We start from the raw sequence: 13,668 nt of genomic DNA, 5'->3' as shown, positions 1-13,668 counted from the left end.
GGCGTCGTCGCGGTCCTGGGCGCGGCGCGTGTCCTGCTCGGTGGGCTCGTCCTCGGCGAGCAGCGCGACCAGGTTGAGGTCGGCCAACGGCAGGTGGTCGATGATCCCGGCGCGCCAACTGGTCAATGCGCTCACCACGCCGTCGGCGAGGGCGAACCTATGCACCTGCGGCGTACCGCGCTCGGCGCGGTCGGACAGGAAGAACAACGTGGCCGAGTCCGCGGACCAGCGTGGCCGGGACTCCGTCGCGGTGTCGGCGGTCACCCGACTCCACACACCGTCGCCGTTGATGTCGGCCAGCCAGAGTGCGGTGTCGAGGTGGTCACCGATCCGGCTGATGGGGGCGAGGACATAGCAGAGCAGATGCCCGTTCGGAGCGAGAACCGGTGTCTGCGGGACGCGACCCTCGACCACGAGTTCAGCGGTCAAACCTGTCACGCGATCAGTCTGCCAACGTCAACAGCGCACCACGAGGACGAGTCACTGCGCTCGGCACACCGTGGTGACCTAACGCACCGACGAGGAATACCACGCCGCGCACCCGGAGATCTCGTTCCCCGCGAGTTGGCACCGTGCCGTCCTCGCCCGCGTCGCCCAAGAGGTGCCCGCGCTGATGATCGAATACGCCACGGTCTCCCGGCCAGGAGGATGAGCAAAAACGCGGACCCGAGAACGCAGCCTGCGGCAGGCAAGGGCGGGCCGGACCCGAACGAGCTGGAAAACCATGGCGCGTTCGTCGCCGCGGCCATCGAGACGACGGCGGACTTCTGGGACGCTGGCCGAGCGGTTCGCTCGTTCCTGACCATGAAAGAGGCAGAGGACAGCACGGACATAGGCACCGAGGACGATCTCGATCCGTATACCCTGCTGCAGGACAGCGAACCGGTGAAGTTGCCGACGCCCTGAGAGTCGCGGCACCTTGCGGAGATGGCCGAGCGGCAGGCGAAGGTACCGCCGTACAAGCTGGCGCCGCGCTGGGAGCCCACCTGCGCTCCGGACGACGATATGCCGGTGCTGGTGAACCTGCTGCTCGGGAAGGTCCACGTTCCTGGCCCGAATGCCAGCCGATCCGTGCTCGGCCGGCTCGGCGAGCAGCGGGAACCGGATCGGGTCCAGGGACACCTCGGCCGCCGCCGGATCGTCGATCACCGCCACCGTTTCGGTAGGTCCGGTCGCGGTTCGGGAAAACCCCCGCGGGAGGGAAAGCGGCCGATCGGAACCCGTCTCCGGCGGGAGGCGCCCGGGCGTGCGGGGCGGGCACACTCGGGAGTCGATCGACAGCGGTCGTGACACCGCCGCGACCGCGCGGCGGACCGAAACACACCAGGCACAAGGAGAACAGATGAGAAACCCATCCGCGTTCGTACGAAGATTCGTGGCCACCGGAGCGGCGGTTTCCGGCCTTTTCGCGATGGCCGCTCCCGCCGAAGCGTCGGACGAAGCAGTCCTGCCGGTACGCACGGGAGTGGTGCACCAGCAGGACGGTGCGGTCACCAGCGTTCAAGAGCCCGACTACGCGAAATCCCGGCTCGCCTCCGTCCGTGCGAAGGCGGCCACGTCCTGCCCCGCCAACTTGATCTGCCTGTACGAGGACATCGACGCCGGAGGACAGTTCGTCGCCCTCCCCGGACCCCCGCCGGGGGTGCGGGTGCGAAACGACTGGCTCGGGAAAGAGAAGTGCACCTGTTACGGCCCCAACAAGCGCGGGCACCGCGGCGCCTTCAACGACCAGATGTCCTCGTTCGTCAACAACACCGCCACGAAGTTCTGGTGGTACTTCGACATCAACGGCCAGGCGGGATCCCCGAGATTCCCCGCGGGTTCGACCTACGGCGCCTACTGGAACCTGCCACCAGACCAGGCGGATGAGGCGTCGTCCATCTACTCCTGGATTTAGCGGATGACCGGGCGTCGGACGCGACACCCGGCACCCGGGCCCCGCGGTGCGTCCTCACCACCCCGCGCCGCGCCAACACCCCGCCGGAAACCGCGCTCGCCCTGATCGTGCTCGCCGCCCTCGCCGTCCTGGTGGCCACGCGCGCCACCCGCCACCGCGGCGGCCAGCAAACCGGCCAACCCGGACACCACCTGCGCGCGACCGCCGCCGGCCTCGCCCCTACTAGCCCACACCCGCCCCAACGCCCGCGCCGAAGAAGAAACCGACCCGGCGGACCACGCTGGCCCGGCAACGCCCCACCATCGCCCACCCCACCCCAGCCGTCGCCGAGGCCGCCCGTGGCCGGGGCCGCCGACCTGCCGCGCCGGGCATAGCCGCTGGTCAGGTGCAACGTTCCCTGCGCGCCCCGCCGGCTACGACCTGGCCATTCTCGGCGAGCTCGCCGCGTTCCGCGCCGACCGCTGCACCCAACGTGCGGATGCTGCGTGCCCGCGAGAGCAGCCTGGACGGGAACGACTGGCCCGCCTACGCCGACGGCGAGCCGTTCGGATCGGTCCCGGTGTCGGCGCGCTGCGTGCCCGACGCCCTCTCGGTTGTGGCTTGAGCGGGCCAGTCCAACTGTCCCAACCGAGCGGTGTCCTGGCGACTCGCGTCACGGCGTGCTCGGGAGATCTCCCACACGAGGAGCCCCACACTGAATAAGCAAACCGCTGCCTGGCGCGCCACCGAGACCGGCGACGACACCGACAGCGGCGGCGAGGTGGATCGCGACCGGTGATCGACACCGAGATCCCCTCGCCGTGGTCCGGCCTGCTGCAGTGCGATCGCCAAGTACTACCGACCGGCAACGTGGTTCCCGTGCCGAGCCCGGCGCTGCCTGGCGGGCGCCGGTACGGCGAGAGCGTCACCGCGGGCACTGTGACCCGCTGGCTTCGACGACTTCATCCAGGGAGAGCTCCAGGACCGAGACGATGTTCCAGCACCAGTGAGCCGCACGGGAGAGCGGGCTTCGTCGTCATCGAGCGGCACCTGCGTACGACCGTGCCGACGGATTGGCCGACTTCGACGACGAAAACCTGCGCCCATGTGCGACCGGATCGACGACAGCGGCCTCAGGGCGAATTCCTGATCCTCGGCCGCACGAGGAGTTCGACCATGTCGTCGACGTGTGGCTTTGCCCAGGTCACGTGGCGTTCCTACGGTCGACGTGCCAACGCACAGTGGGTGGAAGGGAACACCGATCGACGCTGGTTCGGCACCGAACACCCGCCTCGCCGCGTGTCGACACCCCAGGTTGTGGCGGTGGTTCCGCGTAGGCTTTGTCCACTCTGACCGACCCGACTGGATTTCCGCGAGCCTGCAGGCGCGGAAAGCGCCTCACTCCCGCTGCGACCGGGGGTGCGGAGGGGAGGTGAGTAGGACATGCCGACGCAGAAGCGGAAGCGGTCCAGAAGAGGAGCCAGGATCACCGTCAGCATCACCTTGGTGCTGACGGCAACCCGGCTGGCGACCCTGGCGCTGGTACTGAGTGGCCTCGGAACCCTGTGGTACCTGCGTTGACCTGAGTCGCTGCTCGCCCTGTCCACGCGGGGCCGTCTTCCCAGGCGGCCCCGCCTGATCTCGAACCCGGGCGAACAGAAAGATTGCTGTTTTGCTGTTCACGCCGTGGAGGTCACCATAGCCGCCAGCGCTTCTCGAGGCACGCACCCGGTCACAACGCGCAAGTTGATCACCTCCGGAAGCCGTATCCGGCCTCCGACCGCTGGACGGCTCCATCATTCGACCGGGGTCCGCTGAGCCGGTCCGGTCGCGAATCTCCTGCAGTGCTGCTTGCAGCAGCCGGTCGTTGTCGCGGCACGCACGCGCGAGAAGGCACGGGCGGCCACGCAGCGCTCAGCCGGATCCGCTACGCACTCAGGCAGCCAGCGCTGCCGCCCGGATGTCGAACAGGCGCAGATGCCCGGTCAGGCCCACGATTTCCAGCGGGCGACGACAGCGGCCTGGTGGTGCGGCGGGTCATCTGCGCATCCCTGTTGCTGTTCGGCGCGGAGCTGGACACCGCACACCAGCCGCCGGTGGCGCTGCCAGCAAGAAAGCGGACACCGTGTTCCACCGCCCTGCTCGACCCAGATGGAGCCGCCCACCCACGGTAGGCCGCCCGAGGGAACGCAACAACCACACCAAGGGCTGTGGACCTCATCCGAAAGCGGCACACCTCTCAGTCTAGGGGTGCTCGGCCCTGAACGCGTTGTGGATGCCCTTTGAGTTTGTCCAGTGTCCAGTTCGATCCTTTGGCGTGTGGGTCAAGACCCTGCCCTGGCTTTCATTTGTTCGTGTGGCGGATCGATGGGTTGTTTGCACCGTTTTGGCGGAGTGAGGGAACGGCCGCTCGGGGTCTTTTCTGGGGTGCGCCGCTGGCGGCGTGCAAGGTCGGCGATCTTGCTCCCGGTCATGCCCGGCCTGCTCCGTGCGGGCGGTACGGATTCGCTAGCCCTGGTAGAGCCGTGCCATGGTGCGGGCGATCTGGGTGATGCGGTCGCGGAATTGTTGTGGTGCGACGATTTCGGCGTCGGCGCCGAGTTTGAGAAGTTCCGGCAGGGTGTGCTCGGCGGATTCGACGGGAATGGTGACCTCGATCCAGCCTGCGGGGTCGGGTGTGGTCGCCGTCCGGTGGGCGGCGTCGACGATGGCTGGTTCCAGGAGATATGGCAGGCGAGCGATGGCGTCGGGGGAAAGCCGGACGGTCGCGGTGCGTTGGTGTCGGCGGGCGTCGAAATTTTTCAAATAGTCTTGCCAGTAACCGGCGAGGTCGAATTCCGGTTCCCGGTCGAAGGTGTGGGCGTGCGCCTCGGCGTCGAGGATGCGGGAGACCCGGTAGGTGCGCAGCTGGCCGGCGCTGCGGGCGACGAGGTACCAGTGGCCCGCCTTGAGCACGAGGCCGTGCGGTTGCACGGTCCTGGTCACCTCGTGCGGTGCGGCCCAGCGCTCGTAGCGCATGCGCACCTCGCGCTGGTTCCACACCGCGTCCGCGACGGTCGTCAGGTGTGGGGTGTGGTCACCGTCGCGGTACCAGGACGGTGCGTCGAGGTGGAATCGTTCGGAGATCCGCCCGGCCCGGTCGCGCAGTTCGACCGGGAGCGCGGCCGTGATTTTGAGCTGGGCGGCGGCCACCACCGCGCCGAGTCCGAGATCGGCGGCGGCGCCGGGCAACCCGGTCAGGAACAGTGACTCCGCCTCGCCTGCGGTCAGCCCGGTCAACCGGGTGCGATAGCCGTCGAGCAGTTCGTATCCACCGTCGTGGCCGGGCTCGGCGTAGAACGGGATACCGGCGGCGCTGAGCGATTCCATGTCGCGGTACACCGTGCGCACCGACACCTCCAGCGCCTCCGCCAGCTCCTTCGCTGTCATCCGTCCCCGGTTCTGCAGCAGCAACAGGGTGGAGACCAGTCGGCTCGCGCGCATGTGACCCAGTCTGCCGTACTCCGCTGACAGTGGATGTCAGGGAAGCAGGCCTAGCCTCCTCGCCAAGATCAAGTGAGGGGAAGACGGATGATTCCTGAGCAGGAGAGTTTCGACGGCACCTGGCCCTACCAGGCCCGCTACACCGAGGCCGCTGGGTTCCTGCAGCACTACGTCGATGAGGGGCCCCGGACGGGACCGGTCATCGTGCTGCTGCACGGCGAACCGACCTGGGGCTACCTGTGGCGGCACCTGATCGGCCCGCTGTCGCGGACACACCGCGTCGTGGTGCCCGACCACATGGGTTTCGGCAAGAGCGCCACCCCCGCCGACCGCGGCTACCTCGCGGGCGAGCACATCGCCAACCTGGAGACGTTGCTGGTGGGGGAGCTGGACCTGGACCGGATCACGCTGGTGTTGCACGACTGGGGCGGTCCCATCGGCACCGGGTTCGCGCTGCGTCACCCCGAGCGAATCGAGCGCATCGTGGCCGCCAACACGGTTCTGCCGCTCGGGCTGCCCGGTTACGCCGAACTGATGGCGGGCAATCTCGCCGACAGCGCGTGGTTCCGGTGGGCCCGCGCCGCACACACCGAAGGCACGCTGGAGGAGGTGCTCGGCAACGCCGGGCACACCGTGACCCACCTGATGCTCGCGCTGCAGACCATCACCCGCCCGGAGATCGTCACCCCGACCTGGATCCGTGCCTATTCCGGCCATTTCACCAGCCGTGCCGCATGCCGCGGGGTGATCCGGTTTCCGCAGCAACTCGTCGCGCCCGGCCCGGACGACCCGGTACCCGCCACACCGGAGTCGAGCGCGGTCGCCGCCGTGCGAGCCAAACCCGCGATGCTGGTCGAAGGGATGCGCGACACCGCGTTGCTGCCCCGCTACGTCATCCCGGCGTTTCGGGCCGCGTTCCCGCGGGCCCCGGTCATCGAACTGGCCGACGCGGGCCATTTCCCGCAGGAAGACGCGCCGGAAACATTGCTCGCCTTGATCGAACTGTTCCTCGCCACGACCTGACGTTCCACTGCGGAGGATTCTGTTGCTGTCCACCCGGGCCCGGCTGCTCCTGCTCGCGGTCGGCATGTTCGCCATCGGCACCGACGGCTATCTCATCACCGGGCTACTCCCGCAGATCGGCCGCGATCTGGCGGTGTCCGATGGCGCGGCAGGTCAGCTCGTCACCGTGTTCGCCATCGCCTACGCTCTGGGCGCCCCGCTGCTCGGCATCCTGACCGCCCGCCTGCCACCCCGCCTCGTCCTCGTGTCCAGTCTCGCGGTATTCGCCGTGGCGAACGTCGGCGCCGGGCTCGCCGACTCCTACCCGGTGACGCTAGCCACCCGGGTGCTGGCCGCGCTGGCGGCCGCGGTGTTCACCCCTGCCGCCGCGGCGACCGCCACGGCACTGGTTCCCGACGCCCGGCGCGGGCGCGCGCTGGCGACCGTCGCCGCGGGCATCACCGTCGCCACCGCCGTCGGTGTCCCGCTGGGCACCCTGGTCGGCGGAGCGTTCGGTTGGCGGACCACGTTCGGGATCGTCGCCACGCTCGGCGCGGTGACCGCAGTCGGGCTCGCTGCCCTGCTACCAGCCCTGCAGTCGCCACCCGTAGTCGGCATCCGTGACCGCCTCGCGGTGGCGCGTGCCCCAGGCGTGCCCGCCGCGCTGGGCCTTTCCGTGCTGTGGATCGCCGGCGCGTTCACCGTCCTGACCTATCTCGGCCCGGTACTCGCCGCCGTGGGCGGCGTGCACGGTGCGGCGCTCAGCATCTGGCTGTTGATCTTCGGCCTGGCCGCCGTGGCGGGCAACGCGCTCGGCGGGCGCGCCGCCGACTGCTACCCCACGACCCGGCTCGTCGTGGCCAGCGCTACAGGCCTGACCCTCGCCCTGGCCACCTTCGGCGCACTCGCCACCTTCGGCGCGCACGGTCCCGCGGGCGCGGCGGGCGCGGCCGTCGCGCTCGCCGTCTGGGGTGTCTTCGGCTGGTCATTTTCCCCGGCACAGCAACATCGTCTCGTCGAACTCGCCCCCGGCTCCGCCGGAATCGTGTTATCGCTCAACGCCAGCGCCATCTATATCGGTATCTCTTTCGGCGGCGTACTCGGCTCCGTCACCCTCGACCACATCGGCGCCGCAGGGGTCGGCTGGACCGCCACCCTCATCGAACTACTCGCCGTCCTCACCGCAGTCGCCATCGCACGACACCATCGCACCCAGCCACTTGCCGGGTCAGCCGCTAAACAGGCTTCGTGACCCAACTACCACGCAGCGCCTACCTCGGCGCACTGGTCTGAAACAACTGTCCGGTGCCCGACAGACGCACGTTCAACGCCCGGAAAGACCGTCCAGTCAATGACCAACGTGCACAACGCGGCGGGAACCACTCACCCGTTCCCATGCCGCGTCATGGGAACGGGTGGCCGGGCGCTGTCAGCCCAACGTGCCGCAGTCCGTCCAGTCCACCTCCACCGGCGCCGGGCGTCGACATCCGCTCATCGGCAGAAGCGGATGTTCATCGGGACGTGCGATCAGCGGCATGAGGGTGCGCGTTTGAGGTTGTCGAGGATGGCAGGCATGGTTCGGCCGGAGCAACCGTCCGCGCGCTCAGCGTGGCTGACGCTCTTCGCCGTCGAGTTCTGTGGGGGTGACACAATCAGGACGTGATGGTGGAAGGTGACTCATCGGATGTATTGGTTACCGGCGCGGCCGGTGGGATCGGGCTGGCGATCACCCACCGGCTCAGCAGCGCAGGTTACCGCGTCGTGGCCGTCGGCCGCAGCGAGCCAGAGCCAGAGTTCCCTGGTGATTTTGTGCGGTGCGACCTCGCGGACCCTGCGGACACCGCACGCGCGCTCGACGCGATCACCACCCGCTACGCAGTGCGCAGGGTCGTGCACAACGCCGGCATCGCCGAACCGCAGTCCATCGACGACCTCGACCTGGCGACCGCGCGGTTAGTATGGGATGTCAATGTGCGCGCGGCGATCCAGATCGTTCAGTCCCTTGTCCCTGGTATGCGCGCACGGCGTTTCGGCCGGATCGTGAACATCGCCTCGCGGGCGATCTACGGCGCCCGCGATCGCACCGCGTACGCCTCAGCCAAGAGCGCGCTCGTGGGCTGCACCCGGGCCTGGGCGCTTGAGCTGGCAGCAGACGGGATCACCTCGAACGCCGTCGCGCCAGGCCCGATCGGCACCGAACTGTTCCACCGGTCCCGCCCACCAGGAAGCGAGGCCGAGCGTCGCGCGATCGCATCCATCCCGGTCGGCCGTCTCGGCACCCCGGACGATGTCGCCGCAGCGGTCGCCTTCCTGCTGTCCGACGAGGCCGCGTTCATCACTGGCCACGTTCTCGACGTCGACGGGGGCAGCAGTCTCGGCGGACGTTGACCACGGTGCTGGCGTGCGTCCACCGCGGCATCGAACCGCAGCAAAAAGATCCACTCACCACTGCGCGCCGAACTAGTGACAACTGAGGTTCCACCCTGCGGCCGGGCACCGGGGTTCCTGCCGCGAGGGCGTGTGGTTGAGGGGCCGGTCCGGCAGGTGCGCACACCATGCGATACGCCCTTGCGCCGGCTGCGGCTTGTTGTCAAGACAGGTCAAAACACCTGAACATATTGATATGGGAGCCAATGGTGAGGTTTATCTCGTCAAGAGCGAGTGTGTTGTTGATTCGCATCGCATCATAGGTGAGATTGTTACGCCAGAACTCGGAAATACTGCCGAACTCAATGAAGGCGACACCGCTGTATTCGTTGGCCAACCGGCTTTCTTCGCGAGTCGTCGTGTGCACCTGCTGATAACCGCGCAGATTGAGGTACTCGTTGTTGTCCACCACTATCGGCGCATGCTGCTCGATCCAGTATTTTTGCGCCTGTCGCATGGTCCGGTTCCATGGCGTTTTGGTGATAACCGTCAAGAACACCGAATCAGGCTTCCTGGTCGGCGCCGGGTGGCCAATAATCGTGTAACGTTTGTCACACTCACAGGTGACCACTTCGCCGCATATCGATTCCACAATTTCGCCGACCAATTCCAAGGCGGCAAACTGGTCATCCGTCGGTGAATCCTCAAACTCGAACTCTATCAGGGCGTCGTAATACGGCGTCAGGTTCATACTGAACACGGGTGGCGGTGCGATGTCACTCAGCAGGCAGAGCGAGCGGACGACTCGGTGGGTCCGAGTGAGAATCAGTGGCAGCGCATCCAGTCCGCCAGGTTTTGTATTATGATATTGACGGAATGACGAGTAGTTCAATACCTTACGTTTGTTGTGGACTCGACTTGCCACACTGGACAACATTTGTCGCACGAACGTTTCGGCGCTGGTGCCGGGTCGACACTTCACCATGAAGTATACGGTTGTGTTGTCCGACACGGTCGGCGCTGAGCGGTCCGGGTTTTCCGGAGTGCGCACTAACAGTGCTTTTCGCAATGACCGCTTCAATAATGTCACCAATGCGACCTTCCTATGACGTATGACTTCGCAAAAAGTTGATCTGATCACCCACAACGGCCGCGAACAGCGGCATGGTGTATGGCTCGAAATGTCCCGCCTTGTACTCGATCAGTTGGGCTCGCGGTGCTTGTCGAGCGATCCTTCTTGCCGGACCCGGTGGCGTGGTGATGTCTTGGGAGGCGATCTGTATCAGCCACGGACAGCGGACATCCACCGCATGTTTGCCCGGGGAGTACTGCGCCATGTGAAGGAAGATCCTCGCCGCGACTTCTGACCTGACCTCCACCTCCGGGGGATAGATCCGTTGTGCTGCTTCGTACTCTCCGCTGCCGGTCATTGCCGCCAGCGAGCCGGGATATCCGAACGTCGGCAGGTAATACGGCTGCCTCCCGCGCCATTGACGCCAAATATCTCGCAAGCCCGCCACACCCAAACGTGCACTTTGCCGGATCCCCTGACTGACGACCGTCGACGGTCCACTGAAATATGGCACCTGTGAAACGATGGCAGCGATGTTCTGATCTTGAGCACCGACCCGAGCGACGTGTCCGCCGCTGAACGAGGTACCCCACAATATGATCTTGTCTTTGTCGACAAAGCACAAGTCGCGCACCCAGCTCAGTGCCGCGTGCCAATCTTGCACCTGCTTGGTGATGTCGAGGAGTTGCCGAGGTTCGCCTTGACTATCCCCGAAGTGCCGATAATCGAAGGCCAGCACATTGAATCCGGCCCGGCAGAACTCGGTGGCATAGGCGTACAGCCGCATGGCCTTCACCGCACCGAATCCGTGTGCCATCACGACACAGGGCCGGTGGCTTTGAGTAGCTCGGTAGAGCCAGGCCGAGCAACGTTCGCCCTGGGAGAAGAAGGTGATTGTTTGCGGCTCTGCCTCAGCCATGGGGACTTCCTTCCTAACGGTGGACTGCATCGGCAGGTGAACGGAACGACGACCGTCAGGTGCGGCGCACCGGTCGGTCCGGGCGGCCCGCGTCCGCGTTTTCACCTGCACCGCGCCGGCCGACATGCGAGTTCCGCACAAGCCAACCGGCCGTGGCGGCGAACCAAAGGATCCAAGACGCCGTCGGAGCGCCGAACGCGATCAGCCCGTCGGCAGGATTGAAAGGCCCGTGCACGGTGAATACACCGCCGATCGCCCCGATATTTCCGATGCCGGAAACCACGGCGACAATCCGCACGTGTCGCGGAAACAGTTGGGTACGTTTGCACAGTGCCAGTACCGCGAGGAAGTAGCCGCAACCGGCAAACGCGATCGGTGCGGCGAGCACCCATGCACCTACGTGCAAGATGTACAGCGCCTCGGCACTGATCCGGTCGTATAGCAGGGTCGCCGTGGCAACCAGGCCGATTTCCACGTTGAACACCGTCATGAACATCAGTTCACTACCGAACGCGATCCAGGTGTAGGGCCCGGCACCCTCGGTCCTGCGCATGTGAGCGGCCAACAGTCCCTGCGCCCACAACTGTGGCAGAAAGTACAGTGCGATCAATACGATAATGAACAGAACGAGTCTATGATAACGCTGGTAAAAGTCCGCGACGGGTGCCGCGTCGGCCGCATCCGGCGCTATCCAAAGCAGCGCCAGCAACGCAGTCAGCGCCAGTACCGCGGTACCCCAAGCCAATACATCGATCGTTCTGCCGCGGCGCCAATTTCTCAGCAGGCACAGCACTGCACCCGTAGCCGCATCGTTCACCGGTGTCGACCTCCTTGTTGAAAACCGCGGGCACCGGTCGAGTTGACACCCAACCTGGGCGCGCGCATGAACAGAAGTAACGGAGCCTTGATAACGTGCGCTGTGCCCTTCTCGCCGATACGCCAGTCCGAACGATAACCAACGTGTCCGCGGCGGAACATGTGGAATCCTCACAATCACACCGAAACGGATTCGACTGATGTCACAACCGCGCGTCGTTCCGACGGGACCTGGTGAGGTCGACGACTCGCGGCTCGCCCGGCCTACTTCCGGTCTGGCGCCGCTGTGACCAGGCATTTCAGTCCTCACCGCCAGCCAGGCGCCACCGGCGGCTTCGACCAGCTTCGACTACGCTGGGCACCAGTCGAGACTGGCGGTGATGCGATGAGGGAGTTCGGCAACGAACCCGGTACCGAAGACGCAATTCGAAGGCTGCTCGGAGCGGCCACCGGCAACCCTGACCTCGTAACGACGACAACCGACCTGATCACGAGCCGCGCCCGAACCCGGCTACCAGTCTTGTCGTCCAGCGCGGACGAAGATTTTTGGCAAGCCACCGCCACCGGGTGCGCCAGCACATTGCGATCCGCTTGGCACGCCCTCTTGGCCGGCGAACCAATCGCCAACGCCGCCCCGCCCCCCGAAACAGTCCGGTGGACAACGCAACTCGTGCATCGAGGAATTGACCTGTCCATCCTGCTTCGTATTTACCAGATAGGCCAAGCCGCCGTCCTCGAAGTATGCGAGCATGTCGCTTCGGAAATCGGCCCCGGAGATGGCACCCAAGGTCGTGTCATTGGCGCCGTGGCGAGATACACGAGTGCCTATGTCGATGCCGTGTGCGAGCAATTGACCGAGCAGTACGTCAACGAACGCGCCCACTGGCAGGCCGGTACCGCGGCGCGCCGGGCCGAGTTGACGCGCGCGCTGTTGGACGGTTGGCGGCCGACGAGTGCGGCCCCGACGAGCGCCGCGCTGGGCTACGACCTCACGCGCCGCCACCTCGCGTGCATTCTGTGGACAGAATCGAATTCCCCGGTACCGGAAGACGCCGCCGCGACACTGGCACGCCGCCTCTCCGCGGACAGGGTGCTGACCGTCCCGGTCAGCGACCAAATGCGCTGGGCATGGGTTTCCGGCGAAAGAATCGAAGTCTCGGTCGACAGTATGGAACGCATCGAGGGTTGCCGGGTTGCGGCGGGCCAACTGGAGAGAGGCATCGAAGGTTTCGTTCAATCCCACCGACAAGCCGCGGCAGCGCGACGCGTGGCAACCACGCTGGCACCCTATGATCGGTTCGGTGTCGTATCATATACGCAAACCGCGTTGATATCATTGCTGATTCGCGACCTCGACGCCGCCACCAGCTTCACCGCCCTGGAACTGGGCGGACTCGCCGAGAACGACGACGGCACGGCAAGGCTCCGTTCCACCCTATGCGCCTATTTCGAGGAAGGACAAAACCTGGCACGCACGGCCCGCAGGCTCGATGTACATCACAACACGATTTCCTACCGCCTTCACAAGGCAGAGGAGTTACTCGGCCACCCGGTACAGAACAGGCGCCTCGAACTAGAGGTCGCTCTCCATTTGAGCGGGCTCCTTCAGAGCGAATGATTCGTACGAATCCACGGCCCGGACAACACGCTGGCGGCCTCCCAGACGGGGGTGCATGAGGCGCCCCCGAGTAATTCGATCTTCGCGGCACCAGTTACTCAACAACTGTCCGGAAAATTCGAGGCCCATCAGTGTTCACCACCGCACGCCATCGGACTGGGTCGACGGCCTTGCCACTCGGTTCAGCGCGCTCGACATCCACACCGTCCCGCCCTGACCACGTAACCGTTCCCCGGTCAGGGATATCGCAGCTCAAGTCCAAGCCGATGTGATCGAGAAGGTGACGCCGAGCGTGCTGGCCGCCCGCTCCGCCGGGCACCGCGATGAGGACGAGTTCATCGCCGAGCACATCCGCCACACCGTCGATCTGTTGCTGGACCGCTCCCGGGTGCTCGGCGAGCAGGTCGCCGCCGGGCAGGCGGCCGTGGTCGGTCTGGCCTACCGGCTGGCTGAGGGACCGCCCGCTTTGTCACCGCCCGCGGCCTCGACCACGCAGGCGCCGCCGACGGCCGGTG

General features: G+C 66.1%; 13 protein-coding genes and 2 pseudogenes. 10 read left to right on the top strand and 5 right to left on the bottom strand.

Annotated features, from left to right (window positions below; all coding sequences use genetic code 11):
- A pseudogene (locus FXO23_RS49435) lies at positions 1-438 on the bottom strand (PD40 domain-containing protein); the annotation flags it as partial.
- A gap of 210 nt (positions 439-648) precedes the next feature.
- Here FXO23_RS49435 and FXO23_RS49430 point away from each other — a divergent pair.
- From FXO23_RS49430 to FXO23_RS49405, 5 genes are all read left to right on the top strand, one after another.
- Complete coding sequence (locus FXO23_RS49430; protein WP_158895981.1) at positions 649-906, top strand: hypothetical protein; 258 nt, start codon at positions 649-651, stop codon at positions 904-906.
- Between the two features lie 21 nt (positions 907-927).
- The gene (locus tag FXO23_RS52900) at positions 928-1,290 is read left to right on the top strand and encodes a hypothetical protein (RefSeq protein ID WP_158895979.1); all 363 of its coding nucleotides are present in this window, start codon (positions 928-930) and stop codon (positions 1,288-1,290) included.
- A 52-nt stretch (positions 1,291-1,342) separates the two neighbouring features.
- Positions 1,343-1,897, top strand: a complete 555-nt coding sequence (locus tag FXO23_RS49420) for a peptidase inhibitor family I36 protein (RefSeq protein ID WP_158895977.1) — start codon at positions 1,343-1,345, stop codon at positions 1,895-1,897.
- A gap of 385 nt (positions 1,898-2,282) precedes the next feature.
- Complete coding sequence (locus FXO23_RS52610) at positions 2,283-2,501, top strand: hypothetical protein (protein WP_343034605.1); 219 nt, start codon at positions 2,283-2,285, stop codon at positions 2,499-2,501.
- 818 nt (positions 2,502-3,319) lie between these two features.
- On the top strand, positions 3,320-3,457 hold the full coding sequence (locus FXO23_RS49405) for a hypothetical protein (RefSeq protein ID WP_158895973.1): 138 nt from the start codon (positions 3,320-3,322) through the stop codon (positions 3,455-3,457).
- A gap of 927 nt (positions 3,458-4,384) precedes the next feature.
- Here the strand turns inward: FXO23_RS49405 and FXO23_RS49400 are convergent.
- Positions 4,385-5,359 carry a helix-turn-helix transcriptional regulator gene (locus FXO23_RS49400; RefSeq protein WP_158895971.1) on the bottom strand — a complete coding sequence of 325 codons (975 nt, stop codon included), beginning with the start codon at positions 5,357-5,359 and terminating at the stop codon, positions 4,385-4,387.
- Between the two features lie 87 nt (positions 5,360-5,446).
- Here FXO23_RS49400 and FXO23_RS49395 point away from each other — a divergent pair, with 87 nt between their 5' ends.
- The 3 genes from FXO23_RS49395 (at position 5,447) to FXO23_RS49385 (ending at position 8,749) form a co-directional block, all read left to right on the top strand.
- Positions 5,447-6,382 carry an alpha/beta fold hydrolase gene (locus FXO23_RS49395; protein WP_158895969.1) on the top strand — a complete coding sequence of 312 codons (936 nt, stop codon included), beginning with the start codon at positions 5,447-5,449 and terminating at the stop codon, positions 6,380-6,382.
- Positions 6,383-6,404: 22 nt separating this feature from the next.
- On the top strand, positions 6,405-7,613 hold the full coding sequence (locus FXO23_RS49390) for an MFS transporter (RefSeq protein WP_158895967.1): 1,209 nt from the start codon (positions 6,405-6,407) through the stop codon (positions 7,611-7,613).
- 410 nt (positions 7,614-8,023) lie between these two features.
- Positions 8,024-8,749, top strand: a complete 726-nt coding sequence (locus tag FXO23_RS49385) for an SDR family oxidoreductase (protein WP_158895983.1) — start codon at positions 8,024-8,026, stop codon at positions 8,747-8,749.
- Positions 8,750-8,951: 202 nt separating this feature from the next.
- Here the strand turns inward: FXO23_RS49385 and FXO23_RS49380 are convergent, their stop codons facing one another.
- Genes FXO23_RS49380 through FXO23_RS49370 form a run of 3 tightly spaced genes read right to left on the bottom strand, consistent with a single transcriptional unit; the run spans position 8,952 to position 11,536 of the window.
- A complete protein-coding gene (locus FXO23_RS49380) occupies positions 8,952-9,818 on the bottom strand; it encodes a hypothetical protein (protein ID WP_158895965.1) in 867 nt (288 codons plus the stop codon).
- A 13-nt stretch (positions 9,819-9,831) separates the two neighbouring features.
- Positions 9,832-10,719 (bottom strand): alpha/beta hydrolase, encoded by an 888-nt coding sequence (locus tag FXO23_RS49375; RefSeq protein WP_158895963.1) that lies wholly within the window; start codon positions 10,717-10,719, stop codon positions 9,832-9,834.
- A 55-nt stretch (positions 10,720-10,774) separates the two neighbouring features.
- Complete coding sequence (locus tag FXO23_RS49370; protein ID WP_158895961.1) at positions 10,775-11,536, bottom strand: hypothetical protein; 762 nt, start codon at positions 11,534-11,536, stop codon at positions 10,775-10,777.
- Between the two features lie 384 nt (positions 11,537-11,920).
- Between FXO23_RS49370 and FXO23_RS49365 the strand changes: the two genes are divergently transcribed.
- Both FXO23_RS49365 and FXO23_RS49360 read left to right on the top strand, forming a co-directional pair.
- Positions 11,921-13,153 carry a PucR family transcriptional regulator gene (locus FXO23_RS49365; RefSeq protein WP_158895959.1) on the top strand — a complete coding sequence of 411 codons (1,233 nt, stop codon included), beginning with the start codon at positions 11,921-11,923 and terminating at the stop codon, positions 13,151-13,153.
- A gap of 268 nt (positions 13,154-13,421) precedes the next feature.
- Positions 13,422-13,668: pseudogene (locus FXO23_RS49360) on the top strand (hypothetical protein); the annotation flags it as partial.

The organism is Amycolatopsis anabasis (assembly GCF_009765355.1).
Taxonomy (GTDB): Bacteria; Actinomycetota; Actinomycetes; order Mycobacteriales; family Pseudonocardiaceae; genus Amycolatopsis; species Amycolatopsis anabasis.
This window is presented reverse-complemented; position numbering and strand designations above follow the sequence as displayed.

Coding starts and splice junctions, on each gene's coding strand:
- FXO23_RS49430 (WP_158895981.1), top strand. CDS start 649: ATGAGCAAAAACGCGGACCCGAGAACGCAGCCTGCGGCAGGCAAGGGC.
- FXO23_RS49405 (WP_158895973.1), top strand. CDS start 3,320: ATGCCGACGCAGAAGCGGAAGCGGTCCAGAAGAGGAGCCAGGATCACC.
- FXO23_RS49365 (WP_158895959.1), top strand. CDS start 11,921: ATGAGGGAGTTCGGCAACGAACCCGGTACCGAAGACGCAATTCGAAGG.
- FXO23_RS49400 (WP_158895971.1), bottom strand. CDS start 5,359: ATGCGCGCGAGCCGACTGGTCTCCACCCTGTTGCTGCTGCAGAACCGG.
- FXO23_RS49420 (WP_158895977.1), top strand. CDS start 1,343: ATGAGAAACCCATCCGCGTTCGTACGAAGATTCGTGGCCACCGGAGCG.
- FXO23_RS49375 (WP_158895963.1), bottom strand. CDS start 10,719: ATGGCTGAGGCAGAGCCGCAAACAATCACCTTCTTCTCCCAGGGCGAA.
- FXO23_RS49395 (WP_158895969.1), top strand. CDS start 5,447: ATGATTCCTGAGCAGGAGAGTTTCGACGGCACCTGGCCCTACCAGGCC.
- FXO23_RS49385 (WP_158895983.1), top strand. CDS start 8,024: ATGGTGGAAGGTGACTCATCGGATGTATTGGTTACCGGCGCGGCCGGT.
- FXO23_RS52900 (WP_158895979.1), top strand. CDS start 928: ATGGCCGAGCGGCAGGCGAAGGTACCGCCGTACAAGCTGGCGCCGCGC.